Source organism: Streptomyces sp. NPDC054866 (genome assembly GCF_053610745.1).
In genome coordinates this window covers 53,861-78,619 of record NZ_JBSGZA010000001.1, presented here as the reverse complement: position 1 = coordinate 78,619, position 24,759 = coordinate 53,861, and the positions used below count along the sequence as shown (strand labels likewise).

The following is a 24,759-nucleotide window of genomic DNA, read 5'->3' as shown; positions in this document are numbered from 1 at the left end:
ATCGTACGGCGCCGAGCGTGGCCCGGGTCACGCTCCGGCGTAGTGCGCCCGGATCAGCTCGGCACGATCGTCGGCGCTCAGTTCAATACCGAACTCACGGTCGAGGACATCCCCCAACTCCTCGATGGATACGTCGCGTTCGTCCGATGTGCCGTCCGGTCGCGTCACGGTCAGGTGCTCGCCGACCAAGGTTCGGCGCACCTCCGGAGCGGCCCTCTGGATCACCGGCCGGCGGATGAACGACGACATGGAGTGGGTCGATGTGTAGTGGTTCATGACTACGTAGTCGACGAGAAGGCGTTCTTCCAGCGTGTATTCGTAGAGATCGAACCAGCCGTCCTTGTGCTCGGTCCGCAACACCCGCGCACCGTTTGGCTCCTGGACGATCCCGAACCGCCACTCTCCTTGTCGCACGTCCTGCCGTACATCACCCTCGTCCCCCAGAGGGATCGGTTCGAGCAGCCCTTCGGCACCGAAACCGACGTCACAGTGCCACTGCCGGCCGTCCGCCTCGACCTTCAGGAGCATGTGTGTCACCGCGCGACGCGAAGAGGCACCCGCTCTGACCCGGGCACCGAGTCCCGTGACGGCGAATCCGATCCGGTCCAGCGCGGCGGCGAACAGGAGGTTCTGCTCGTAGCAGTAGCCGCCTCTGCGCTGCCGCAGCAGCTTGTCCTGGAGTGCCCCCAGGTCCAGCGGTACGGGCCGGCCGAGCATCATCTCCAGGTTCTCGAAGGGGATCGACGCCACATGGGCCCGGTGGAGCGCACGGAGGGTGTCGAAGTCGGGCTTCGGCTCCCCTTCGTGGCCGACTCTGGCCAAATAGGCGTCGATGTCCAGTTCTTCCCCGTTCCATGTCATGCGGCCAATGATCCACAGGCCTGTGCCCGCAAGCCAACGACCTTCCCGACCGGCGAACTTCAGTGATGTCAGTCATGCGTCGTAGCGTGTCTGTTGGACATGTCTAGAGCACCGGCGTCAGCGGGGACTACGAGGAGGGGGATCTCTGGTGAGCAGTGTCAGCAAGGGAATTGAGAAGGTCGAGGTCGGGCTCAAGTGGGATCCGAGCCCTCTGGGCTCGCCGTCGCACGATCTCGACATCATCGCCGCGACCTACACGGCGGGCGCTCCGTACGACAGCCCCGCGTACCTGGTGCATTTCGACAGCCGCGCCCCCGACGGGACGATCACCCTCAACAGGGACAGCCAGACAGGTCAGGGCTTCGGCTTCGACGAGGTCATGACCCTGGAGCTCGACCGGCTCGCGGCCACGTACGCGCGCGTGGTGGTCGGTGTGGCCATACAGCCTCATGAGGAGCGGAAGGTGTTCGGCGACATCCCGAACACCTCCGTACGGATCCGCCACGGGTACACCGACCTCGCTCTGAGCGACCTCTCCGGAGTCGCCGGGTCCACGGCGGCCACCGTCGCCGAGTTCACCCGGGACGAGTCGGGCGCGTGGTCCTTCCGCGAGATCATCCGCGGGTTCGACGCCGACCCAACGTCCTTCGCCGCGCTGATGGGCGGCGAGCTCTGAGAACGCGGTGAGGGGTTGGCGGAGCCTTCCGGCTCCGCCAACCCCTCACCGGGCTAGGTCAGCGATCAGCTGCAACCGCTGGTCGAGCCGCAGCCCTCGCAGATGTAGCAGGAGCCGGCCCGCTGCATCTTCGTCCCGCAGGAGAAGCACAGCGGCGCGTCGGCCTGGATGCCCAGCTGCATCTCGACGAGCTCGGCGCTGGTGTGCGCCTGCTGCGGAGCGGGCTTCTCGGCCTCGACCTTCGGCGCGGCGACCGCCTTCAGGACCTCGGGCTGCCGCGGGGCGGACTGGGCCAGCCCCTCGACGTCGACGTCCGAATCGTCCATGGACGGCTCGTACGAACCGGTCTCCAGGTGACGCTGACGCTCCTCGGCCGAGTGGATGCCGAGCGCGGAGCGGGTCTCGAAGGGCAGGAAGTCCAGCGCCAGGCGGCGGAAGATGTAGTCGACGATCGACTGCGCCATCCGTACGTCCGGGTCGTCCGTCATGCCGGCCGGCTCGAAGCGCATGTTCGTGAACTTCGAGACGTACGTCTCCAGCGGGACGCCGTACTGCAGGCCCACGGAGACCGCGATCGAGAAGGCGTCCATCATGCCCGCGAGGGTCGAGCCCTGCTTGGACATCTTCAGGAAGACCTCACCGAGACCGTCGTCCGGGTAGGAGTTGGCGGTCATGTAGCCCTCGGCGCCACCCACGGTGAAGGAGGTGGTGATCCCCGGGCGGCCCTTGGGAAGGCGCTTGCGGACGGGGCGGTACTCGACCACCTTCTCGACCGCGGCACGGATCGTGTCCTCGGCCTTCTCGGTGACCTCGGCCTTCTCCTGCTCCTTCTTCTTGGCGGAGAGGGGCTGGCCGACCTTGCAGTTGTCGCGGTAGATGGCGAGCGCCTTGACGCCCATCTTCCAGGCCTCGTAGTAGACCTCTTCGACGTCCTCGACGGTGGCCGTCTCCGGGAGGTTGACCGTCTTGGAGAGCGCTCCGGAGATCCACGGCTGGATGGCCGCCATCATCCGGACGTGGCCCATCGCGGAGATGGAACGCTCGCCCATGGCGCAGTCGAAGACCTCGTAGTGCTCGGTCTTCAGGCCGGGGGCGTCGATCACATTGCCGTGGTCGGCGATGTGGGCGACGATCGCCTCGATCTGCTCCTCCTGGTAGCCCAGGCGACGCAGGGCCTGCGGCACGGTGCCGTTGACGATCTGCATCGAGCCGCCGCCGACGAGCTTCTTGAACTTGACCAGGGCGAGGTCGGGCTCAAGGCCCGTGGTGTCGCAGGACATCGCGAGACCGATGGTGCCGGTCGGGGCGATGACGGAAGCCTGGGAGTTACGGAAACCGTTCTTCTCGCCGAGGCGGATCACGTCCTGCCAGGCCTCCGTGGCGGCGGCCCAGATCGGCGTGTCCAGGTCGTCCACACGGGGCGCCGTGGCGTTGGCGTCGGCGTGCTGCTTCATGACGCGCTTGTGCGGCGTGGCGTTCTTGGCGTAGCCGTCGTAGGGGCCGACGACCGCGGCGAGCTCGGCGGAACGCTTGTACGACCTACCCGTCATCAGGGAGGTGATGGCGCCGGCCAGGGAGCGGCCGCCGTCGGAGTCGTACGCGTGACCGGTGGCCATCAGCAGGGCGCCGAGGTTGGCGTAGCCGATGCCCAGCTGGCGGAAGGCGCGGGTGTTCTCGCCGATCTTCTGCGTCGGGAAGTCCGCGAAGCAGATCGAGATGTCCATCGCGGTGATGACCAGCTCGACGACCTTGGAGAAGCGCTCGGCGTCGAAGGACTGGTTGCCCAGGCCGTCGTCCTTGAGGAACTTCATCAGGTTCAGCGAGGCGAGGTTGCAGGACGTGTTGTCCAGGTGCATGTACTCGCTGCACGGGTTCGAGCCGTTGATCCGGCCGGACTCCGGGCAGGTGTGCCAGGCGTTGATGGTGTCGTCGTACTGGATGCCGGGGTCGGCACAGGCCCAGGCGGCCTCGGCCATCTTGCGGAAGAGCGACTTGGCGTCGACCTCCTCGATGACGTCGCCCGTCATGCGGGAGGTCAGCCCGAACTTGCCGCCTTCCTCGACCGCCTTCATGAACGTGTCGTTCACGCGGACCGAGTTGTTGGCGTTCTGGTACTGGACGGACGTGATGTCGTCGCCGCCCAGGTCCATGTCGAAGCCCGCGTCACGCAGGGCGCGGATCTTCTCCTCTTCCTTCACCTTGGTCTCGATGAAGCCCTCGATGTCGGGGTGGTCGACGTCGAGGATGACCATCTTGGCCGCGCGGCGCGTGGCACCACCCGACTTGATCGTTCCTGCGGACGCGTCGGCACCGCGCATGAAGGAGACGGGGCCCGAGGCGTTGCCACCGGAGGACAGCAGTTCCTTGGAGGAACGGATACGGGAGAGGTTCAGGCCGGCGCCGGAGCCGCCCTTGAAGATCATCCCCTCTTCCTTGTACCAGTCGAGGATCGAGTCCATGGAGTCGTCGACGGCCAGGATGAAGCAGGCGGAGACCTGCTGCGGCTGGGGCGTGCCGACGTTGAACCAGACCGGCGAGTTGAAGCTGAAGATCTGGTGCAGGAGGGCGTACGCCAGCTCGTGCTCGAAGATCTCGGCGTCGGCGGGCGAGGCGAAGTAGCTGTAGTCCTCGCCGGCCTTCCGATAGGTCTTCACGATGCGGTCGATCAGCTGCTTGAGGCCGGTCTCGCGCTGCGGGGTGCCAACGGCCCCGCGGAAGTACTTACTGGTGACGATGTTGACCGCGTTCACCGACCAGAAGTCGGGGAACTCGACGCCACGCTGCTCGAAGTTGACCGAGCCGTCGCGCCAGTTGGTCATGACGACGTCTCGGCGCTCCCAGACCACCTCGTCGTACGGATGCACGCCGGGCGTCGTATGGATGCGCTCGATACGCAGACCCTTGCTGGCCTTGGATCCCTTGGCTCGGGAACCTCGTGCCGGGCCGCTCGTCGTCTCGGTCATGCCGCCTCCCTGTATCAGGCTAAAACGCCCTGAAGTGCCACGATGTTCCCGTGACACGGTGTTGTCTGGTGCCGCGGAGCCCGCGAAGGCGCCCGCAACGGGTCTGTGTGTGCCGCCGTCGGCCGGTCAGCCGGTCAGTCGGCGGCAGTGGCGGGCACCGGGACTTCGACAGTCCCTCCGGGCCCGCAGTTCTTCACGCCGCTCTCGCCGCCGGCGCGCTGCGGCTCGTCGTCGAGCCGCGTTTCCCGCTGGTTCCTCAGCTCCCCGATGGCAGCCTCGAAGTCCTCAAGTGAATCGAACGCCCGGTACACGGACGCGAAGCGCAGGTAGGCCACGAGGTCCAGCTCCTGCAGCGGACCGAGTATGGCCAGACCCACGTCGTGCGTGGTCAGTTCTGCACTCCCGGTGGCCCGCACCGCCTCTTCGACCCGCTGGCCGAGCTGGGCGAGGGCGTCCTCGGTCACCGGCCGCCCCTGGCACGCCTTGCGTACGCCGTTGATCACCTTCGTACGACTGAAAGGCTCGGTCACGCCGCTGCGCTTGACCACCATCAGCGAACACGTCTCCACGGTCGTGAAACGACGGGAGCAATCGGGACACTGACGGCGCCTGCGGATCGACGTGCCGTCATCGGTGGTGCGACTGTCGACGACGCGACTGTCGGGGTGCCTGCAGAAGGGGCAGTGCATGGAACTCCCAACCCTCCTTCAAGACACGACTCATAGGCCTCAACAGGCCCATGAGGCCCTCGAAGCAGCCCCAAGCATAGGCGATGCCCAAGGCCTGAAAAGACCGGGGACCACAACTTCTGGGCCGTGGTTGCAATCCAACCACTAGATCTGGGGTTTGGCCGTAAATCCGCCCCCATCGCGTGTCGCGTGCCCACGGCTCGCCGGGAAGGGTACGAGCCCGCCTCGCGCGCCGCACGAAGAAGGGGGCGGTGCCGGGTTGACCGGGCTGCGAGTGGCAGTATGGGAGCCCCACTGAGCGGGGCGCGACCCTGGCGGTGAAGCGTACCGTAATGAACCGAAATGCCAGTCGGCTCGAACGTTAGCCATACACCCAGACGCATGATCGCGGCAGGCATTCTGCGATTTTTCACTCGAACGTGTGTTTGGCGCAACCTTTCGAAAGCAACTACCGTTGGCTAACTAGGGAGACAATCTCGAGAGGGGCCGACCGACGTGACCACCACCGCAGACAGCGCCACCATCACTGCCCAGGACCGCCAGAGCCGACTCGAGCCGGTGCATGCCATGAATGACGCCACGAACCCGGAGGGCCCCAAGCCCACACGCTCCCTACCAGGCCGACCTCCGGGCATCCGCGCCGACAGCTCGGGGCTCACCGACCGGCAGCGCCGCGTCATCGAGGTCATCAGGGACTCGGTGCAGCGGCGGGGGTACCCGCCGTCCATGCGGGAGATCGGGCAGGCGGTAGGCCTCTCCAGCACGTCGTCGGTCGCTCACCAGCTGATGGCCCTGGAGCGCAAGGGCTTCCTCCGCCGCGACCCGCACCGCCCTCGGGCGTACGAGGTGCGGGGCTCGGACCAGCCCAGCAGCCAGCCCACGGACACGGCAGGCAAGCCCGCCGCCTCGTACGTCCCGCTGGTCGGCCGCATCGCGGCCGGTGGCCCGATCCTCGCCGAGGAGTCGGTGGAGGACGTCTTCCCGCTCCCCCGGCAGCTCGTCGGTGACGGTGAGCTGTTCGTCCTCAAGGTCGTCGGTGACTCGATGATCGAGGCCGCCATCTGCGACGGGGACTGGGTGACGGTGCGCCGCCAGCCGGTCGCGGAGAACGGCGACATCGTCGCCGCCATGCTCGACGGCGAAGCGACGGTGAAGCGGTTCAAGCGCGAGGACGGACACGTGTGGTTGCTGCCTCACAACTCCGCGTATCAGCCCATCCCCGGTGACGAGGCGACGATCCTCGGCAAGGTGGTGGCGGTGCTGCGGCGAGTATGAGCCTCCGCCCCTGACCGGGCCCCGGAACCAACTGCGCCGGTTCCGGGGCCCTGCTGCGTCTAGGGGCGTCCGGGCCCAGGGCGCCGGAGCGGGGCCCTCTACTCCACCGCCGCCTCGTCCTCGCCGTCCGTCTGGGGATTGGCCTTCGGATCGGGCTTGGGGTTGGGCTTGGGATCCGCCTTGGCCGCCGCATCGATCGCGGCCAGGGAGCGGCGCACCTGATTGCGGTCCGTCGTGTACCAGAAGTCGGGCAGCGAAGCCCGCAGATAGCTGCCGTAGCGCGCCGTCGCGAGCCGGGGGTCCAGGACGGCGACGACTCCACGGTCCGCGGAGGCCCTCACGAGCCGCCCCGCGCCCTGCGCCATCAGGAGCGCCGCGTGCGTCGCGGCGATGGCCATGAAGCCGTTGCCACCGCCTTCGTCCACCGCCTTCTGGCGCGCGCTCATCAGGGGGTCGTCGGGGCGCGGGAAGGGGATCTTGTCCATGACCACCAACTGGCAGCTGGCGCCGGGCACATCGACGCCCTGCCACAAGGAAAGAGTCCCGAACAGGCAGGTCCGCGTGTCCGCCGCGAAGTTCTTGATCAGCTCGCCCAGCGTCTCCTCGCCCTGCAGCAGGATGGGCATGTCGAGGCGGCCGCGGAGCTCCTCGGCGGCGTTCTGAGCGGCGCGCATGGACGAGAACAGACCCAGCGTGCGGCCGCCTGCCGCCTCGATCAGTTCGGCCAGCTCGTCGATCATGTCGCTGCGCGTGCCTTCACGGCCCGGCCGGGCCAGGTGCTGGGCGACGTAGAGGATCCCCTGCTTGCGGTAGTCGAAGGGCGAGCCGACGTCGAGGCCCTTCCAGGCCGGGGCGTCCTCGGACTCGATGCCCTCGGGGGCAAGCCCCAGGGAGGCTCCCACCCCGTTGAAGTCACCGCCGAGCTTGAGCGTTGCGGACGTGAGGACCACGGAACGGTCGCTGAAGAGCTTCTCGCGGAGCAGGCCCGACACAGACATGGGCGCCACCCGGAGTGAAGCTCCGAAGCGGTCGTGCCGTTCGTACCAGACCACGTCCCACTCGGAGCCGTTCGTGATGCGCTCCGCCACGTCGTGGATCGTCTCGACGGAGGCGAGGGCCTGTTTGCGTACGGCGTCCTCGTCCTGGACGGACTTGTCGCGAGTGGAGCCGAGGGCCGAGATGACCGTGCGGGCGGCGTCACGCAGGGCCATCAGCGCATATCCGAGGTCCTCAGGGACCTCCTCCAGGCGGCCGGGGAGCGCCAACTCCATCACCCGCTCGAAGCCTTCGGACGCCGTCTGGAGCTGGTCTGCCGCCTTTTCGTTGACGAGCTTGGCGGCCCGGCGCACGGCGCGGTTGACCTGGCCAGGGGTGAGCTCGCCGGTGGCGACGCCGGTCACGCGGGAGACCAGCTCATGGGCCTCGTCCACGATCAGCACTTCGTGCTGAGGAAGGACGGGGGCGCCCTCGATGGCGTCGATCGCGAGGAGCGCGTGGTTCGTGACGACGACCTCGGAGAGCTTGGCCCGCTCCCGCGCCGCCTCGGCGAAGCATTCCGCTCCGTACGCACACTTCGACGCGCCCAGGCACTCCCTCGAGGAGACCGACACCTGGGACCAGGCACGGTCGGAGACCCCGGGGGTGAGGTCGTCCCGGTCACCGGTCTCGGTCTCGTCCGCCCAGTCGCGCATCCGCAGCAGGTCCTGGCCGAGCTTGCTGGTGGGCGCGGCGGCCTCGAACTGGTCGAAGAGGCCCGGGCCCTCCTCCTCTTCCTGCGGCACTCCTTCGTGGAGGCGGTGCAGGCACAGGTAGTTCGAGCGGCCCTTCAGCATGGCGAACTGGGGGCGGCGGCGCAGCAGCGGATGCAAGGCGTCCACGGTCCGCGGCAGATCACGCTCCACGAGCTGACGCTGCAGCGCGAGCGTGGCCGTAGCGACCACCACGCGCTCACCGTGCGCTAGCGCGGGCACCAGATAGCCGAGGGACTTGCCCGTGCCGGTGCCGGCCTGGATCAGCAGATGGGAACCGTCGTCGATCGCTTCGGCGACGGTCTCGGCCATCGTCACCTGGCCAGGGCGCTCTGTGCCGCCGACGGCGGTGACGGCGGCGTGCAGGAGCTCGGGAAGGGAGGGCTTTGTCATAGCACGACCACCCTACGGGGCTCCACTGACAATCCTTCGATCAAGGCTTGTTGGATCAAGGCTGATGCAGAGGGTTCGGCACGCTCCCGTGCACGGCGGCGTGCGGGCGCTCGGGGCGGTCCCGGTACCCGTCGAGGTGGAGCCGGTTCCGGTTGAGGCACAGCCGCTCGATGCGCGGGGCGAGCAGGTCGAACATCTCGTACCGCTCCTTGAGCTGCGGGGCGCGCGCCTGGTGGCGGAGGATCTCGGCGCGGACGAGGGACCAGAAGGCGCTCTCCGGGACGCCCAGCTGCTCGTGGCAGAGCGGGGCGAGGTAGCGGAAGACGCCCACGAAGAGCCCTGAATGGATGAACTGCGTGAGGAAGTCAGGGCGTTCGGTGAGCAGTACGTCGCGGACGTCGTCCGGCATCGACGCGTGCTCGGGAAGGGCCTCGGCGCTGACGTTGATGTCGTCGACGAAGTCCTTCACCGCGAGCCGGACGGGTACGTCCTTGTCGTCGAAGACGACGATGGCGTTCTCCCCGTGAGGGGAGAACACGGTGCCGTACCGGTACAGGAACTGCAGCAGGGGAGGCAGCAGGGCGCCGAAGAGGCGCCGCAGCCAGGCCTCGGGGGCAAGGCCCGAGCGCTCGACAAGCTCGGCGACGAAGGCCCTGCCGTCCGGGTCGGTGTGCAACAAGGAAGCAAGGGTGCGGGCGCGCTCATCGGGGGCGAGATACCGGGTGATCGGTTCGCGCCAGATCGCACCGAGTAGTTCTTTGTATTGGTAGGGGACCTCGGGAAGGCCGTCGTACAGCGGATGCTCGACGGTCACCGACGCGACCTCGCCGAGCAGGATCACCCGGCATTCGTCGCGCAGGAAGGGGTCGGCGTCGCGCAGGGCGTGCATCCATGCCGTGACGGCGGGAGCGGCCAGAGTGCGCTCGGTCGGGAGGCCGCGCCACACCAGGGTGTTGAGGACCGACAGCGGGAGCTTGACGGTGTGCCGGTCGGGCCGGGACAGATTCAGGAACGTACGAATGGACTGCTGGGGCAGCCTCAGATCGCCGTCGGTGGGGAGGGGCACGATCGCTCCCGCGGCGACGGAGGGGGCGAAGAGGGGCAGGACGATGTCGTCCCACTGCCACGGATGCACCGGCAAGAAGAGATAGGCGTGCGGGTCGAGGCCGCGTGCCCTGAGTATGTCTGCGAAGGACTCCCTTGTGGCGGGAGCGAGTTCACGTGTGTAGAGCTTCTCCGCCGCGTCCAGACCGGCGACGCCTCGGTAGGCGGCGAGGTCGGTGTGGACCGCGATCCAAGGGAGCTCCGCCGTGAGGCGGGCCTCGGGCGCCCAGCGGGCGGCGTCACTGGCGGAGAAACCGATGCGGCCCTTGTTGAGGACGAGCCAGGGGTGGCCGGTCTGATGCCCTTCGAGTTCGGCGTAGCCGAGGTCGGCAAGCCGCGCGGCGGGGAGGGCGGTCTGGTCGAGCCGGGCATCGGCGGAGAGCGTGATGGTCAGCTCGCGGATGAGGTGGCCGAGGGTGGCGCCGTCGATTCCCAGGGTGCGGCGGGCCCGGGTGAGGAAGCGGAGGGGGTCGCTGAAGGGGAGCGGTGGTCCCTCGCCCTCGGTCAAGGCGAGGCTGGCCGGGTCGACGTGCCAGCTGCCGTACGAGCCGCGGCGGGCGCGGAAGAGGAGGCGGGGCGCTGTCGCTGTCGGTTGCCGGGCCTCGCTGCGCTCGCCAGCGTCGTTGACGTCGGCGCCATGTCCATCGTCATCGCCGGCGCCGTCGCCGTCGAGGCGGAGGCTGTAGCTGTCCGTGTCGCCCGGTCCGGCGGGGACGGGCTCGATGATCTCCTCGTAGGCGAACTCACCGACCATTTTGGCGAGGAGGCGGCGCCCGCCTCTCGCCCACCTGTCCGGGGTCAGCTCGGGCGGATCGTAGAGAGCGGACGGACCGTGGAGAGCGGTCGGTTCTCGGGGTGTCGGGGGGAGGGACGGATTCGGCACGGGGACTCCTCAGGGAGGGAACCGGATCAGGTCGAGCGGTGTACTAAAAGTGAGCGGGTCAGAGCACTGCGCGCAGGGCCCGGTCACGGACCATGAGCGCCGCGCGCTTGTCGGCGAGATCCACCTCGGCGGCGAAGCGGAAACCGGCGCTCAGAAATGCGGACACGGAAGGGGTGTTGCGCAGGTCGGGTTCTGCGATGACGCGTGCGCATGCGGCACGACGGTCGAGCACGAGGTCGGCGACGGCTCTCAGCAGAGAGGTGCCGAGCCCTCGGCCACGGTCGGCGACACCGCCGATGAGGAGGTGAAGACCGGTGTCGTGCGGGCGGGCCGGATAGTGGCGGGCCAAGGCGTCGAGGTCCGCACGGTAGACCTCCCAGTAGCTCATCGGCGTGCCGTCCAGGACACCGAGGCAAGGGACGCTGCGTCCGTCACCGTCGATCTGGGCGCGCAGATGCGCCTCCGTGACGGCTTCGGGGCCGGCCAGCTCCCAGAACGCCGCCACGGCGGGGTCGTTCATCCACCGACTGATGAGGGGGAGGTCGCGTTCGATACGCACGGGGACGAGTTGGAAGACACCGGCCGACGTGGTCGCGGGGCCCCAGTCGGCGACATTGTCGAGCAGATCGTCTGCTGACGAGGTGGCCGTCGGTGCCGGGGCACGGCCTGCCGTGCCCGCCTCGGCTCCGATGCGTCCTGCGTACGCACCCTGCGGCTGGGTCGCGCCGCTGGCGCCGAACAGCGCGATGAGTTCGTCCGGGAGGCGCAGGTCCAGGGTGTCCTGGACGTCTGCCCTGTCGGCGGCGGAGGACTCGGTGGCTGGTTCGGTGGCGGACTCGGTTCCGGCGTCGGTGCTCGCATCGGGGGGAGGCGGAGGCACGGCGTCGCTCCTCTCAGAAAGGGTGGGTCATGTTCCTCAGGAATGAAGGGGGTTGGTGATGGAGACGTAGACGGACTGGGTGTCGACCGGGCCCACGAGCTCGTCGAGCCCGCGGAGACGGGTCAGCAGATTGGCCTTGCACCGCAGCACGGGTGAGTCGAGAAGCAGGGCGGGCAGCGGCGTACGCAGCGGAGCCGGGCCGGAGACGACGTCGCCGAGGAAGCGGCGGAACGCCGCGAGCAACAGCTGCTCGTCGGCCAGTCGTTGGGCGCCCAGGGCTCCGATGAGGCCAAGGACGTTGTTGATGCCGAGGTAGTAGGCGAAGCGCTCGTCCGCCACCTCGTCGGACACGAAGGTGTCGCTGTTCTCGCCGATGCCGGGAAGCCTTCGGTCGAGTTCGGCGCGTCGGGACTCGCGGAAGTAGTAGCCCTGGTTGTCGCGGTAGCGGCCGCCCACGGGCCAGCCGTCGGAGTCGAGCAGCAGGAGCGTGTTCTGCTGGTGGGCTTCCAGGGCGACACCTGCCTCGCTGTCCAGCCAGAGCACGGGGCGTACGACGTTCTCCAGGTAGCGCAGGAACCACTCCGTGGCGACGGCTCCTCGGGGGCGGCCCGTCCGTCCGGCGAGGCGGGTGACGATCTCGCCGAGCCGGGAGCGCATCGAGGGACGGCCGTGGCCGGTGGCGTGCGGTGACGGCCTGGGCGAGACGAGTCCGGCGATGCAGGTGGCGTCGTCACCGGGGCCGAAGGGGTTGTGGCGGATCATGACGTCGAGCCCGGGGACGGGCGTGCCGTCGGGGCTGGTCACGGCGAGCCAGGCCGGGTCGCGGATCACGTCGAAGCGCGGGTGAACGGCCTGCCACTGCTCGGCGAGGCCGCTGCGCAGCAGGCGATGGACCTCGACGCCGCGGTGGAGTTCCTTACGGAGATTCTCACGACGGGAGTTGGTGATGCGCAGGCCGAGCGAGAGCTTCAGCATGGCCGGGGCGCCCGAGCGGTAGAGGGTGCGCACGGAGGAGGTCGGGTACCACGGTGCGCCGTGGGGGCCGAGGTCCTGGAGGAGGCCGGCTTCCAGGAGCGCGGCGGTCGCGGGACGGTGCCTGAGCTCCCGCATCTGCCACGGGTGCAGGGGCAGGGCGGCGTGGCCTTGTGGCAGTGGCAGGTCCGGACCGGCGAGGCGTGCGGTGAGCTGCTCGGCCGGGAGCGTGCGGCCACGCTCGGTCCAGGCCGAGTCCGCGGCGAGTACGGACGGGCCGACGGCGATCCAGTGCAGGGCGAAGGCTCCGCGCAACTCCGGTGAGTAGAGCCGGGATTCGGTGTCGGAGAGTCCCTCGCGGCTCTTCGGTGTGGGGTGCAGGGGGTGGCCGAGGAGCAGGGATTGTTCGGCGGCGAGGAAGAGGTCGGGCTCGTCTCCGGGGTTGTTCCGGCGATCGGCGATGAAGGTGGCGGTGCGCCGCACCGAATCGGCGACGCGGCCGACGAGGTCCCCTCCCTCGACCCGCTCGCCATCGCTGCCGGGGCCGGATTCGGAGCCGGTGGCGAATCCGGGCTCGGAGCCGGTGCCAGTGCCGGTACCAGTGCCGGAGCCGGTACGGTCGGGCTCGTCGTCCGCGCCGGGGCCTCCCCGCCCGTCAGCCCACTCCTCCGGCTGCTCGTCCGGAGCGGCGGCTCCGCTGCGTTGGCCGGTCTCGCGGCCCAACAGGGCGGCGACGGTGACGGCGTCGGCCGGGGGTGCGCTCTGGGGGCCGTCTTCCAGGTACGGGAGGCCGAAGCGGTGCCAGCCGGTGGCCGACCAGTAGTACACGGGGACGAGGAGGGCCGTGCCGCTGGCCTCCAGCGGGATACGCAGGGCGCCCTGCTCGGGGGCGGGGAAGTCGTTCTCGCGTACCCAGCAGCGCAGGAGGTTCTCGATGGCGGCCATCTGCGCGGCGGTGTGCGGATCGGGGTGGTCCAGGAGGTCGGCGGTCGCGCCTCGCAGCTGTTCGGTCTGCCGGCCTCCCTTCTGCCGGGGGACCGTGCCGGGCTCCGCCACCAGCGAGGATTGTGTGCCGCACACGCCTGGGACGTGGGGGTGGGGTGGGCCGTCGGATGGGGGGGTGGCGTTCAAGAGGGCTTCCTTGTGAAGTCGTTCGGGCTCCGGGGCGACGGGCTGGAGCTGTGCTGATGTCTCTTGGCCGTCCGGCAGGACAGCCCGGATCCGGCGTGGCTATCCGTGGTGCGGACGCGCCGCCGCGGAGATCGCGTCGGAGAGGCGGTCGAGGATCGCGGCCGCCTGCTCGTCCGTGATGGTGAGAGGAGGAAGGAGGCGTACGACACTGGAGTGCCGTCCGCCGAGTTCGACGATGAGGCCGCGGCGCAGGCATTCACGTTGCACCGCTGCGGCGAGTTCGGGCGCCGGGGGAAGCGGGCGCGGCGGCCGGGCCAGGGGTCCGGCAGGCATGGAGCGGACAACCGCCGGGTCCGCGGCGGCCGGGTCCACGGCTGCCGGGTCCACAAGTTCGACGCCGATCATCAGGCCTCTGCCGCGTACGTCGCCGATACAGGGGTGTTCGGCGGCGAGGGACCGCAGCTGAGCAAGCATGCGGGTGCCCAGGACTCCCGCGCGTTCCGCGAGGCCGTTCTCTCGGACGTACGCGAGGGTGGCCGCGCCGGCTGCCATGGCGAGCTGGTTGCCGCGGAAGGTGCCCGCGTGGGCGCCGGGCTGCCAGACGTCGAGGTCGTCGCGGTAGATCACGACGGCCAGGGGCAGGCTGCCACCGATGGCCTTGGACAGCACCATCACGTCCGGGACCACGCCGCTGTGCTCGACGGCCCAGAAGGTGCCGGTGCGCCCGACGCCGGTCTGGACCTCGTCCGCGATGAGCGGGATCGAGCGTGCGGCGGTGATCTCGCGCATCCGGCGCAGCCAGTCGTCGGGGGCGGGGATCACGCCGCCCTCACCCTGCACCGGTTCGAGGATCATCCCGGCCGGTCGAGACACACCCGACTTGGTGTCGTCGAGGAGACTCTCGGTCCAGCGGGCCGCGAGTTCGGCCCCGTCCGCACCGCCGATGCCGAACGGGCAGCGGTAGTCCTGCGGGTAGGGCAGGCGCGCGACGCGTACGTCCGGTGCGCCGCCGGATGCTTCGAGCGCCCCTGCCGTCATCCCGTGGTAGGCGCCGGTGAAGGCGAGCATGCCGTCACGTCCGGTCGCCGTCCGCACGAGTTTGAGCGCGGCCTCCACCGCGTCCGTGCCGGCGGGGCCGCAGAACTGGATTCGCGCGCGGTCGGCGAGTTCACGGGGCAGCGTGTGGAACAGCTCGGTGGTGAAGGCGTCCTTGACCGGCGTCGCCAGGTCGAGGACGTGCAGCGGAGCCCCCGAGTCGAGGACCTTTCTGATCGCCTCGAGCACGACCGGATGGTTGTGCCCGAGGGCCAGGGTCCCCGCACCCGAGAGGCAGTCGAGGTAGCGCCGCCCGTCGGCGCCCTCGATCGTCAGGCCGCGCGCCCGTACCGGCACGATCGGCAGGGCACGCGCATAGGTGCGCGCCGCCGACTCGCGCGCCGACTGGCGTCGCAGGATCCCCTCGTGTGCTGCGGAGTGCCCCGCGGAAACCGCCGCGGGCGCCGGCTCGGTCACGGCCACGACTGTTGGTCCTCCCGCTGGGAATGGGCGCTTCCCACTCGATCTGGGCTAGCGCGCCGACGAGTTGGCAGGGGAGATGAACGCAGGCCGCCAGTCCCCCGTACGTACCAACGACGGGGGCTGCGGGGGAACACGGGTAATCGGAAGATCCTTGCCGTGACGGAACCGTTGCCGTTCCGTCGGCAGTCCCCTACGGCACCGGCATAGTGTGAGGTGCCGTTCATCCGCAGCAGGGTGTGCAGCGCCACGGAAGTACGGTGCTCAACGCGCCGTGCGGCACTCGGTGTCCGGCATGTGAACGATCTCGAAGCCCAGGGGGAATCTCTCTATGCGACCCATACGCCCGCTCAATACCGCTCGTCGTGGGAGGAGCGCGCGCGGCAGAACCTCCCCTGTGGCGGCCGCTGTCGCCATCGGCGCGGCGCTCGTTCTGACCGCGACGGCCTGTGGTCCGAGCGAGGACAACGCGGGCGACGATCCGTCCGCCTCCCAGCCCGCGGACGACGGCAACGGCGGCAACGACGACGGCAAGGTCGAGATTCCGCAGGACATCCAGGACCGGCTCAAGGAGCACGGCATCGACCTGGACAAGTGGAAGGGCGGGGCTTGGAAGAACTGGGACAAGGACGACTGGCTCCGCGAGGCCGGCGACTACGTCAACCCGATCATCGAGGGCCTGTGGGACTCGGACCGTATGCGCGACGCCGACAAGAACCCCGACCGCGGTGTCGACGACAACGACATCTCCGGTGACCAGGGCGTGACCGACCCGACGCCAGAGCCGGTGGAAGCTGCGGCCCTGAAGACGCCGTACGACGCCAGCGTTCCCGAGTCGGGCAAGCTGTTCTTCGACGGCCCCGATGGCTCGATGGTCTGCTCCGCCACCGTCGTGAAGGACCCGGCGCACCCGGGCAAGTCCAACATGGTGTGGACCGCGGGTCACTGTGTGCACGCCGGAGCGGATGGCGGCTGGTACCGCAACATCGCCTTCGTGCCCTCGTACAACAACAGTGGCAAGTCGGCAGCCGAGCTGCAGAACGCCCCCAAGGAAGAAGTCGCTCCGCACGGCGTCTGGTGGGGCGACTGGGCGCAGACCTCCGACCAGTGGATCGAGCAGGGTGGCCCGACGGGCGGCAAGGGTGCGCCGTACGACTTCGCGGTCATCCACGTGACGCCCGAGAAGGGCAGCGAGGGCAAGTCCCTTGAGGAGCAGGTCGGTTCGGCGCTCCCGGTGGACTTCAACGCCCCGGCCGTGCCGCAGATCGCCGACATGACGGCGACCGGCTACCCGGCGGCTCCCCCGTTCGACGGCCAGAAGGCGTTCCAGTGCGCCGACAAGCCGGGCCGGCTCTCGATCAGCAAGCCCGACCCGACGATGTACCGCATCGGCTGCACCATGACCGGCGGTTCGTCCGGCGGCGGCTGGGTCGCCGAGGGCTCGGACGGCGAGCCCTCCCTGGTCTCCAACACCTCCATCGGCCCGGTGACGGCCGGCTGGCTGGCCGGACCCCGGCTCGGCAAGGAAGCCAAGGGCATCTACGGCGCGGTGAGCAAGAAGTTCGCCGACCAGTAGAAGCGCCAATAGAAGCGCTTGGTGCACGACCAGTAGAAGTCGCTTGATGCACGACGGCGGGGTCGCCTGAAATCTTCACGACCCCGCCGTCATTCGTCCCCAAACACACAGGCATAGTGAGGTGTTGCGTCGGCGGGGCGCTCCCGGAGCCTCCACGCCGACACATGACAAGTACATGGCAATTGCAGCGATCAAGTGCAGCAATCACACGTTCAATTCGGGGGTTACAGCACCATGCGTTCCACTCGTGCGCCCTTCGCGCGCAGTCGCGGGCGGCGTCTCGCACTCGCCGCCACCGGGCTCGCCGCGACTCTGGCACTCACCGCCACGGCCTGCGGTCCCAGCGACGACAAGGCCAGCGACAAGGCTGATTCCGGCACCTCTCAGGGCGCCGACAAGGGTTCCGACACCGACACCGGCTCCGATGCCAAGCTGCCCGGCGACCTCGCCGACAAGCTGAAGGACCACGGCATCGACCCGGACAAGTGGAAGGACGGTGGCTGGAAGAACTTCGAAAAGGACGAATGGCTCCGCGAGGCCAAGGACTTCGTCAACCCGGTCATCGAAGGGCTCTGGAAGCCCGAGCGGATGAAGGACGCCAAGGACCCGAAGAAGACCATCGCCGCGAAGGACGCCCCCTCCGACCAGGGCGCGACGGACCCCGAGCCGTCGCCGGTCCAGGCGAAGCGTGAGAAGACGCCGTACCACGAGAACGCCGCCCCGGTCGGCAAGATCTTCTTCGACGCCCCCGAGGGTTCGATGGTCTGCTCCGGCACGGTCGTGAAGGACCCGCGCAACCCGGGCAAGTCCAACCTCGTGTGGACCGCGGGCCACTGCGTGCACGCCGGTTCCGCCGGTGGCTGGTACCGCAACATCACCTTCGTGCCTGCCTACAACGACCTCGGCAAGTCCAAGGCCGAGCTGAGCAACGCCGCCCCGCAGGAAGTCGCCCCCTACGGCCAGTACTGGGCCGACTGGGTCTCGACCTCCGCCGAGTGGATCGACCAGGGCGCGGCTTCGGGCGGCGCCGGTGCGCCGTACGACTACGCCGTGATGCACGTGAAGCCGGAGCAGGGCTCCAAGTCCCTCGAGGAGACGGTCGGCAACGCGCTCGAGGTCGACTTCTCGACTCCGGCGGCGCAGAGCGTGAGCTCGATGGGCGCCTGGGGCTACCCCGCCGCTCCCCCGTACAACGGCCAGATCATGCACAAGTGCATCGACAAGCCGGGCCGCCTCTCGCTGACCTCCACCCAGCCGACGATGTACCGCATCGGCTGCACCATGACCGGCGGTTCGTCCGGTGGCGGATGGTTCCGGATGGTGGGCGACAAGACCCAGCTGGTCTCGAACACCTCGATCGGCCCGGCCGAGAACACCTGGCTGGCCGGACCGCAGCTGGGCAAGGGCGCCGAGCAGGTCTACGACATGATGAGCAAGAAGTACGGCTCCAAGTAGCCGCACGGCGGGCGATCCCCGCACCTCGCACCTGACGCGGCGAAGGCCCACCCCCTACGAGAGGGGGCGGGCCTTCGTCATGTGGACCGCGTGATCCGCTGAAGCGCGTGAATCACTGAACCGCGTGAACCACGCCTGTCCTGTACTGCGTTCAGCCTGCGACCGGGACGTACGGCGTGAGGTCCGCCGCCAGTTCCTCGTGCACCCGCGCCTTGAGCAGCGTGCCCTCTGCGGTGTGCTCCTCGGAGAGCACCTCGCCCTCGGCGTGCGCCCGCGAGATGAGCTGGCCCTGCGTGTACGGCACGAGGGCCTCGATCTCGACCTTGGGCCGCGGCAGTTCGGCGTCGATCAGCGCGAGCAGCTCTTCGATGCCCGCGCCCGTGCGCGCGGAGACCGCGATCGCGTGCTTCTCGTTGCGCAGCAGCCGCTGGAGGACCAGCGGATCGGCCGCGTCCGCCTTGTTGACGATCACGATCTCGGGCACGTCGGTCGCGCCCACATCGCGGATCACCTCGCGCACGGCGGCCAGCTGCTCCTCCGGCACCGGGTGCGAACCGTCCACCACGTGCAGGATCAGGTCGGACTCGCCGACCTCCTCCATCGTGGAGCGGAACGCCTCGACGAGGTGGTGCGGCAGATGCCGTACGAACCCGACGGTGTCGGCCAGGGTGTAGATCCGGCCGCTCGGCGTCTCGGCCCGGCGCACGGTCGGGTCGAGGGTGGCGAACAGGGCGTTCTCCACCAGGACGCCCGCGCCCGTGAGGCGGTTGAGCAGGGAGGACTTGCCCGCGTTCGTGTAACCGGCGATCGCGACCGAAGGCACCTTGTTGCGCTTGCGCTCCTGGCGCTTGATCTCGCGGCCCGTCTTCATCTCCGCGATCTCCCGGCGCATCTTCGCCATCTTCTCGCGGATCCGACGGCGGTCCGTCTCGATCTTGGTCTCACCGGGACCACGTGTCGCCATGCCGCCGCCACCGCTGGATCCACCGCCGCCCATCTGACGGGAGAGCGACTGACCCCAGCCTCGGAGGCGCGGGAGCATGTACTGCATCTGGGCAAGGGCGACCTGTGCCTTGCCCTCTCGGGACTTGGCGTGCTGGGCGAAGATGTCGAGGATCAGGGCGGTCCTGTCGACCACCTTGACCTTGACGACGTCTTCGAGGTGAATCAGCTGGCCAGGGCTCAGCTCACCGTCACACACGACGGTGTCGGCCCCGGTCTCGAGGACGATGTCACGCAGCTCCTGGGCCTTGCCGGATCCGATGTACGTCGCCGGGTCGGGCTTGTCGCGGCGCTGAATGACGCCGTCCAGCACGAGCGCGCCCGCCGTCTCGGCGAGGGCGGCCAGCTCGGCGACGGAGTTCTCCGCGTCCTGCACTGTGCCCGAGGTCCACACGCCCACCAGCACCACTCGCTCCAGACGGAGCTGGCGGTACTCGACTTCGGTGACGTCCTCGAGCTCGGTGGAGAGGCCGGCGACGCGGCGCAGGGCCGCGCGCTCGGAGCGGTCGAACTGTTCGCCGTCCCGCTCTCCGTCGAGTCCGTGGCTCCAGGCGACGTCCTCTTCCATCAGGGCATCGGCCCGAAGACCTTCGGGGTAGTTCTGCGCGAGGCTCTGCGCGTCCTGGGAAGGGGAAGAAGAGGAGGTCATTGGATCCTTACGTCGATGGGATTCTTCATAGGGCTCAACGCTCGGGGCCGCCCCGAGATTCCCCGGGCCGGCCTGCGGGGGCCCTGAGATCACCCCGAGGGGTTTTCCCGGACCCGCGGCGGCGCCGACCTGAAGATAGTGGCACGGAACGGCCCGTCTCGTCACGTGGGTTATTTCCGGGCGGGAGCCGCCTTACGCCAGTCCGGGTGGCCCGGCATCGGCGGCGTCTTCGCGCCGTACAGCCAGGCGTCGAAGAAGCCGCTCAGATCGCGGCCCGCGGTCGACGAGGCGAGCCGCACGAAGTCCGCGGTCGTCGCGTTCCCGTCCCGGTAGGTGCGCACGAAGTCGCGCTCGAGGCGGTCGAAGCTGTCGTGCCCGATCTCCTGCCGCAGTGCGTAGAGCACCAGCGCGCTGCCGTCATACACCACCGGGCGGAAGATGCTGATCTTCTGGCCCGGCGCGGGACCCTTCGGCGCGGCCGGCGGTCCGCCCGCGGCGCGCCAGCTGTCCGACTGCCGGTAGGCCTCACGCATCCGCTTCTGGAGGGGCTTCTTCGACTTCTCCTCGGCGAAGAGGGCCTCGTACCAGGTGGCGTGCCCTTCGTTGAGCCAGAGATCGGACCAGGAGCTCGGGCTCACGCTGTCGCCGAACCACTGGTGCGCCAGCTCATGCACCATGATCGAGTCCACGTACCACTCGGGGAACTCGGGCCGCTTGAACAGGTCGCTCTCGAAGAGGGAGAGGGTCTGCGTCTCAAGTTCGAAGCCGGTCTGTGCCTGCGCCATCAGCACGCCGTACGTCTCGAAGGGGTAGCGGCCGACCTTCTCCTCCATCCAGCCGATCTGGTCCGGCGTCTTCTTCAGCCAGCGCTCCATCGCCTTGCGGTCCTTGGTGGGCACGACGTCGCGTACGGGGAGGCCGTGCGGCCCGGAGCGGTGCACCACAGTGGAGCGGCCGATGGACACCTGCGCCAGTTCCGTCGCCATGGGGTGGTGGGTGCGGAAGGCCCGCGTCGTGGTGGCCCCCGTGTGCGCCGTCGCGAAGGGCAGGCCGTTGGCGACGGCGGTGAGCCCCTTCGGGGTGGTGACGCGGAAGGTGAACCGCGCCTTGTCGGCGGGGTGGTCGTTCGACGGGAACACGCGGTGCCCGGCGTCGGCCTGGTTGGCCATGGCGAGCCCGTCGGCGGTGGGCACCCAGCCGCCGTCCTTGTTCTTCGTGGGCCTGGGATCGCTGGTGTGCCGGACGGTGATCCGCATCTGGTCGCCCCGGTACAGCGGCCGTGACGGCGTGACGACCAGGTCCTCACCGGTGGTCTCGTAGCGGGCGGGGGCGCCGTTGACGGCGACGGAGCGGACCTTGCCGTGGGCGAAGTCGAGGTTGACGCGCCTCAGCGGGGCGGTCGTACGGGCGTCGATCACCGTCACGGCGTCGAGCGGCTTCTTGTTGTCGCCGTGGTACGTGAAGGCGATGTCGTACGCCATGACGTCGTACCCGGGATTGCCCAGGTGCGGGAAGAGCCGGTCGCCGATGCCGAGCGGTCTGGCCGGTGACGGCGCGCTCGCGGCGAGAAGGGTGGCGGAGGTGGCCGCGGCCAGGAGCGCGGTCGCGATGCGGAGAGTCCTCGGCCGCGAGGCCTTGACCCGGGGGGTGAGCAGCATGAACTACCGCTATCAGCGCGGACCTTCCGCACCGGTGTCGGCGCGCGCCATGCCACTCGAACGAGTCGCCGACAGGGGGCCGAGGCGACGCTGACGCCCTAGAACCGTCAACTACGAAGTCGCCGCCGCCGGGTGCTGGGCACGGCTGACGTCGTACACCCCGGGCACCGCACGCATCGCGCGCATCAGCCCCGGCAGGCGGGCCGCGTCCGGCAGTTGCAGCGTGTACGTGTGGCGCACGCGCTGCTGGCTCGGTGGCTCGACGGTCGCCGACATGACTTCGACGCCCTCCATGGCGATGGCTTCGGTGAGGTCGGCCAGCAGATGCGCTCGCCCGAACGACTCGGCGATCAGCGTGACCCGGCACTCCGCGCTGTCCCCCCAGCGCACTCCGACCTCCGCACGCCCCACCTCCTTCATGCGCGCGACGGCGGGACACTCGACGCGGTGCACGGTGACGACCCCGCCGCGCACGGCGAAGGCGGTCACCTCGTCGGGCGGCACGGGCGTACAGCATCCGGCGAGTCGTACGCTCGCGCCTTCCCTGTCCACCACGGCGTTCGCCGCGGCGGGGCGCGGGAAGTCGGAGGCCTGCGGCAAGGGCGCGGGGGCCGTCTTCTCCGGGGTCGACGCCGGGGGCGCCGACGCGGGCGTGGGGTGGGTCGTGAGCCAGCGCCGGATGGCGATCCGAGCGCCGGGCGTGCGCGCGTGGTCGAGCCACTCGCGCGATGGCCCGGACGCCACGTCCTGCCCCATGAGCAGCTGGACCGTGTCGCCGTCCCGCAGGACCGTGCTCAGCGTCGCGAGGCGTCCGTTGACGCGTGCGCCGATGCAGGCGTGGGCGTCCTCGCCGTACTGGGCGTAGGCGGCGTCCACACAGCTCGCGCCTGCGGGCAGTCCGAGCGTGCCGCCGTCGGGGCGGAAGACGGCGATCTCGCGGTCCTGGGCGAGGTCTTCGCGGAGCGTGGACCAGAACGTGTCGGGGTCGGGGGCCGCTTCCTGCCAGTCGAGGAGGCGGGAGAGCCAGCCGGGCCGGGTCGGGTCGGCGCGCTCACCCTCGACCGCGTCGTCGGAGGACGCTTCTGTACCGGCATCGGACTGCTCCTCCGAAGGAGGAGCGTACGGATTGCGCAACGCGACGACGCCGGCCTCGGCCACCTTGTGCATCTGGTGCGTGCGGATGAGGACTTCGGCGACCTCTCCGTCCGGGCGGGCCACCGCTGTGTGCAGCGACTGGTAGAGGTTGAACTTGGGTACGGCGATGAAGTCCTTGAACTCCGATACCACCGGCGTGAAGCACGTGTGCAGCTCGCCGAGGACGCCGTAACAGTCCGCGTCCTCGTTCACCAGGACCAGGAGCCGTCCGAAGTCTGCCGCGCGCATCTCGCCGCGTTTGCGGTGCACCCGGTGGACCGAGACGTAGTGCCGTGGCCTGATGAGGACTTCGGCCGCGATGCCCGCCTCGCGCAGCACCGCACGGACGTCGTCCGCGGTCGCTTCCAGTGGGTTGCCGCCGTCGGCCGCGTTGGCCGCGATCAGCTCTTCGACCTTGGCGTACTCCTCCGGGTGGAGGATCGCGAACACGAGGTCTTCCAGCTCGGTCTTGAGCGCCTGCACGCCGAGACGTTCGGCGAGCGGGATGAGCACGTCACGTGTCACCTTGGCGATCCGTGCCTGTTTCTCGGGGCGCATGACGCCGAGCGTGCGCATGTTGTGCAGGCGGTCGGCCAGCTTGATCGACATGACGCGTACGTCGTTGCCGGTGGCCACGAGCATCTTGCGGAAGGTCTCGGGCTCGGCGGCGGCTCCGTAGTCGACCTTCTCCAGCTTCGTTACGCCGTCGACCAGATAGCAGACGTCGTCGCCGAATTCCGTACGCACCTGATCGAGCGTCACATCCGTGTCCTCGACGGTGTCGTGGAGCAGGGACGCGGTCAAGGTCGTGATCTCGGCGCCCAGTTGGGCGAGAATCAGGGTCACGGCGAGCGGGTGTGTGATGTACGGCTCACCGCTCTTGCGCATCTGGCCGCGGTGGGAGGACTCCGCGAGGACCCACGCGCGCCGCAGCGGCTCCAGGTCCGCGTCCGGGTAATGGACGCGATGGGCTTCCGCCACATGGCCGATGGCGTCCGGCAACCGGTCCCGGGTGCCGGGCCCCAACAGGGCTGCCCGGCCGAGCCTGCGCAGGTCAAGCCGTGGACGGCCGCGCCTGCGCTGCGCTGCGGGCGTCACTGGGCCAGACATCGCAGGGTTTGTAGCCTCCGCACTCATGGGCACCTCCGGCTGCTCCGACCGGCGGTGGGCGGACGACGGCGTGCTCCGTCCGGGCCGGTGCTTGATGCTACCGAGCCCATCACGCGCCGCTGACCGCCTCTCGCCGAGCGTGAAACGGATCACCCATTCGAGCGACAGTTCACGGGTTTACAGTTTCGAGCCATTCCGCGTCGATCTCGCCTTCGGCGACGATCACCGCGGGGCCCGTCATCTCGATCTCGCCGTCGGGCCGCTCGGTGATCACCAGGCTCCCACCAGGCAGATCGACGGTGTACGTGACCGGCGAACCGGTCGTTGCGGGGTCCGCCCCGTCCCTGCGGGCCGCAGCGACGGCCACGGCGCACGCGCCCGTGCCGCACGAGCGGGTCTCGCCCGCGCCGCGCTCGTGCACCCGCATGGCGACGTGACGCGGGCCACGGTCGACGACGAACTCGACGTTCACACCGTCCGGGTAGACCGAAGCGGGGCGGAATGGCGGCGCGTCGTACAGGTTGCCCGCGTGGGCCAGGTCGTCGACGAAGGCGACCGCGTGCGGGTTGCCCATGTTCACGTTGCGCGCGGGCCAGTGGTGGTCCGCCACGGAGACCTCGACGTCGCCTTCGGGGAAGGACGCCTTGCCCATGCCGACGGTGACGTCCCCGCCGGCCGCGGCCTTGGCGATGTGCACGGTCTTCACGCCGCCACGGGTCGCGACGGCCAGATCGCCCTCGCCCACCAGTCCGGCGCGCTGCAGATAGCGGGCGAAGACGCGCACGCCGTTGCCGCACATCTCGGCGATCGAACCATCGCCGTTGCGGTAGTCCATGAACCACTCGGCCTCGGCGGCCAGATGGCGCACCTCGGGGTGAGTCGTCGTACGCACGACGTGCAGCAGGCCGTCGCCCCCGATGCCCGCACGGCGGTCGCACAGGGCGGCGACAGCGGCCGGGGACAGCTCGATGGCGTTCTCGGGGTCAGGGATGATCACGAAGTCGTTCTCGGTCCCGTGCCCCTTGAGGAAGGCGATCCGCGTGCTCATTCCTCGATCGTACGGGGTGCCACGGACAGTCGGTCGT

At 69.3% G+C, this 24,759-nt stretch carries 16 protein-coding genes; 4 read left to right on the top strand and 12 right to left on the bottom strand.

Features of this window, described 5'->3' with window-relative positions:
• Positions 1–27: 27 nt before the first annotated feature.
• Positions 28–861, bottom strand: coding sequence for an arylamine N-acetyltransferase family protein (locus tag ACWGI2_RS00310; protein ID WP_453692701.1), 834 nt, complete (start codon positions 859–861; stop codon positions 28–30).
• 148 nt (positions 862–1,009) lie between these two features.
• Here ACWGI2_RS00310 and ACWGI2_RS00305 point away from each other — a divergent pair, with 148 nt between their 5' ends.
• Entirely contained in the window at positions 1,010–1,537 is a 528-nt protein-coding gene (locus ACWGI2_RS00305; protein ID WP_453393857.1) for a TerD family protein, read from the top strand.
• A gap of 65 nt (positions 1,538–1,602) precedes the next feature.
• Here ACWGI2_RS00305 and ACWGI2_RS00300 read toward each other — a convergent pair whose 3' ends face one another.
• Both ACWGI2_RS00300 and nrdR read right to left on the bottom strand, forming a co-directional pair.
• Complete coding sequence (locus tag ACWGI2_RS00300; protein ID WP_453401658.1) at positions 1,603–4,500, bottom strand: vitamin B12-dependent ribonucleotide reductase; 2,898 nt, start codon at positions 4,498–4,500, stop codon at positions 1,603–1,605.
• Between the two features lie 134 nt (positions 4,501–4,634).
• Positions 4,635–5,189 carry a transcriptional regulator NrdR gene (gene nrdR, locus ACWGI2_RS00295; protein ID WP_453401659.1) on the bottom strand — a complete coding sequence of 185 codons (555 nt, stop codon included), beginning with the start codon at positions 5,187–5,189 and terminating at the stop codon, positions 4,635–4,637.
• A 495-nt stretch (positions 5,190–5,684) separates the two neighbouring features.
• Here nrdR and lexA point away from each other — a divergent pair, with 495 nt between their 5' ends.
• The gene (gene lexA, locus ACWGI2_RS00290; RefSeq protein WP_367045483.1) at positions 5,685–6,464 is read left to right on the top strand and encodes a transcriptional repressor LexA; all 780 of its coding nucleotides are present in this window, start codon (positions 5,685–5,687) and stop codon (positions 6,462–6,464) included.
• Between the two features lie 98 nt (positions 6,465–6,562).
• Here the strand turns inward: lexA and ACWGI2_RS00285 are convergent, their stop codons facing one another.
• The 5 genes from ACWGI2_RS00285 to ACWGI2_RS00265 all read right to left on the bottom strand — a co-directional run bounded on the left by ACWGI2_RS00285 (position 6,563) and on the right by ACWGI2_RS00265 (position 15,093).
• Positions 6,563–8,605, bottom strand: coding sequence for an ATP-dependent DNA helicase (locus tag ACWGI2_RS00285; RefSeq protein WP_453692699.1), 2,043 nt, complete (start codon positions 8,603–8,605; stop codon positions 6,563–6,565).
• A 55-nt stretch (positions 8,606–8,660) separates the two neighbouring features.
• Positions 8,661–10,592 carry an IucA/IucC family protein gene (locus ACWGI2_RS00280; protein WP_453692697.1) on the bottom strand — a complete coding sequence of 644 codons (1,932 nt, stop codon included), beginning with the start codon at positions 10,590–10,592 and terminating at the stop codon, positions 8,661–8,663.
• A gap of 58 nt (positions 10,593–10,650) precedes the next feature.
• Complete coding sequence (locus ACWGI2_RS00275) at positions 10,651–11,472, bottom strand: GNAT family N-acetyltransferase (RefSeq protein ID WP_453692695.1); 822 nt, start codon at positions 11,470–11,472, stop codon at positions 10,651–10,653.
• A gap of 36 nt (positions 11,473–11,508) precedes the next feature.
• Complete coding sequence (locus tag ACWGI2_RS00270) at positions 11,509–13,575, bottom strand: IucA/IucC family protein (protein WP_453692693.1); 2,067 nt, start codon at positions 13,573–13,575, stop codon at positions 11,509–11,511.
• Positions 13,576–13,674: 99 nt separating this feature from the next.
• A complete protein-coding gene (locus tag ACWGI2_RS00265; protein WP_453692691.1) occupies positions 13,675–15,093 on the bottom strand; it encodes a diaminobutyrate--2-oxoglutarate transaminase family protein in 1,419 nt (472 codons plus the stop codon).
• A gap of 328 nt (positions 15,094–15,421) precedes the next feature.
• Between ACWGI2_RS00265 and ACWGI2_RS00260 the strand changes: the two genes are divergently transcribed.
• Positions 15,422–16,666 (top strand): trypsin-like serine peptidase, encoded by a 1,245-nt coding sequence (locus ACWGI2_RS00260; RefSeq protein ID WP_453692689.1) that lies wholly within the window; start codon positions 15,422–15,424, stop codon positions 16,664–16,666.
• 234 nt (positions 16,667–16,900) lie between these two features.
• On the top strand, positions 16,901–18,121 hold the full coding sequence (locus ACWGI2_RS00255; protein ID WP_453692687.1) for a trypsin-like serine peptidase: 1,221 nt from the start codon (positions 16,901–16,903) through the stop codon (positions 18,119–18,121).
• 151 nt (positions 18,122–18,272) lie between these two features.
• Here ACWGI2_RS00255 and hflX read toward each other — a convergent pair whose 3' ends face one another.
• From hflX to dapF, 4 genes are all read right to left on the bottom strand, one after another.
• Complete coding sequence (hflX, locus tag ACWGI2_RS00250) at positions 18,273–19,772, bottom strand: GTPase HflX (protein WP_453401666.1); 1,500 nt, start codon at positions 19,770–19,772, stop codon at positions 18,273–18,275.
• 170 nt (positions 19,773–19,942) lie between these two features.
• Positions 19,943–21,430: a M1 family metallopeptidase gene (locus tag ACWGI2_RS00245; RefSeq protein WP_453692685.1), complete on the bottom strand. Its 1,488-nt coding sequence runs from the start codon at positions 21,428–21,430 to the stop codon at positions 19,943–19,945.
• 111 nt (positions 21,431–21,541) lie between these two features.
• Positions 21,542–23,701, bottom strand: coding sequence for a RelA/SpoT family protein (locus ACWGI2_RS00240; protein WP_453401668.1), 2,160 nt, complete (start codon positions 23,699–23,701; stop codon positions 21,542–21,544).
• A gap of 142 nt (positions 23,702–23,843) precedes the next feature.
• Positions 23,844–24,722: a diaminopimelate epimerase gene (gene dapF / locus ACWGI2_RS00235; protein WP_453692683.1), complete on the bottom strand. Its 879-nt coding sequence runs from the start codon at positions 24,720–24,722 to the stop codon at positions 23,844–23,846.
• Positions 24,723–24,759: the final 37 nt, after the last annotated feature.

Coding starts and splice junctions, on each gene's coding strand:
- hflX (WP_453401666.1), bottom strand. CDS start 19,772: ATGACCTCCTCTTCTTCCCCTTCCCAGGACGCGCAGAGCCTCGCGCAG.
- dapF (WP_453692683.1), bottom strand. CDS start 24,722: ATGAGCACGCGGATCGCCTTCCTCAAGGGGCACGGGACCGAGAACGAC.
- ACWGI2_RS00300 (WP_453401658.1), bottom strand. CDS start 4,500: ATGACCGAGACGACGAGCGGCCCGGCACGAGGTTCCCGAGCCAAGGGA.
- ACWGI2_RS00285 (WP_453692699.1), bottom strand. CDS start 8,605: ATGACAAAGCCCTCCCTTCCCGAGCTCCTGCACGCCGCCGTCACCGCC.
- ACWGI2_RS00240 (WP_453401668.1), bottom strand. CDS start 23,701: ATGAGTGCGGAGGCTACAAACCCTGCGATGTCTGGCCCAGTGACGCCC.
- ACWGI2_RS00245 (WP_453692685.1), bottom strand. CDS start 21,430: ATGCTGCTCACCCCCCGGGTCAAGGCCTCGCGGCCGAGGACTCTCCGC.
- nrdR (WP_453401659.1), bottom strand. CDS start 5,189: ATGCACTGCCCCTTCTGCAGGCACCCCGACAGTCGCGTCGTCGACAGT.
- ACWGI2_RS00255 (WP_453692687.1), top strand. CDS start 16,901: ATGCGTTCCACTCGTGCGCCCTTCGCGCGCAGTCGCGGGCGGCGTCTC.
- ACWGI2_RS00310 (WP_453692701.1), bottom strand. CDS start 861: ATGACATGGAACGGGGAAGAACTGGACATCGACGCCTATTTGGCCAGA.
- ACWGI2_RS00260 (WP_453692689.1), top strand. CDS start 15,422: ATGCGACCCATACGCCCGCTCAATACCGCTCGTCGTGGGAGGAGCGCG.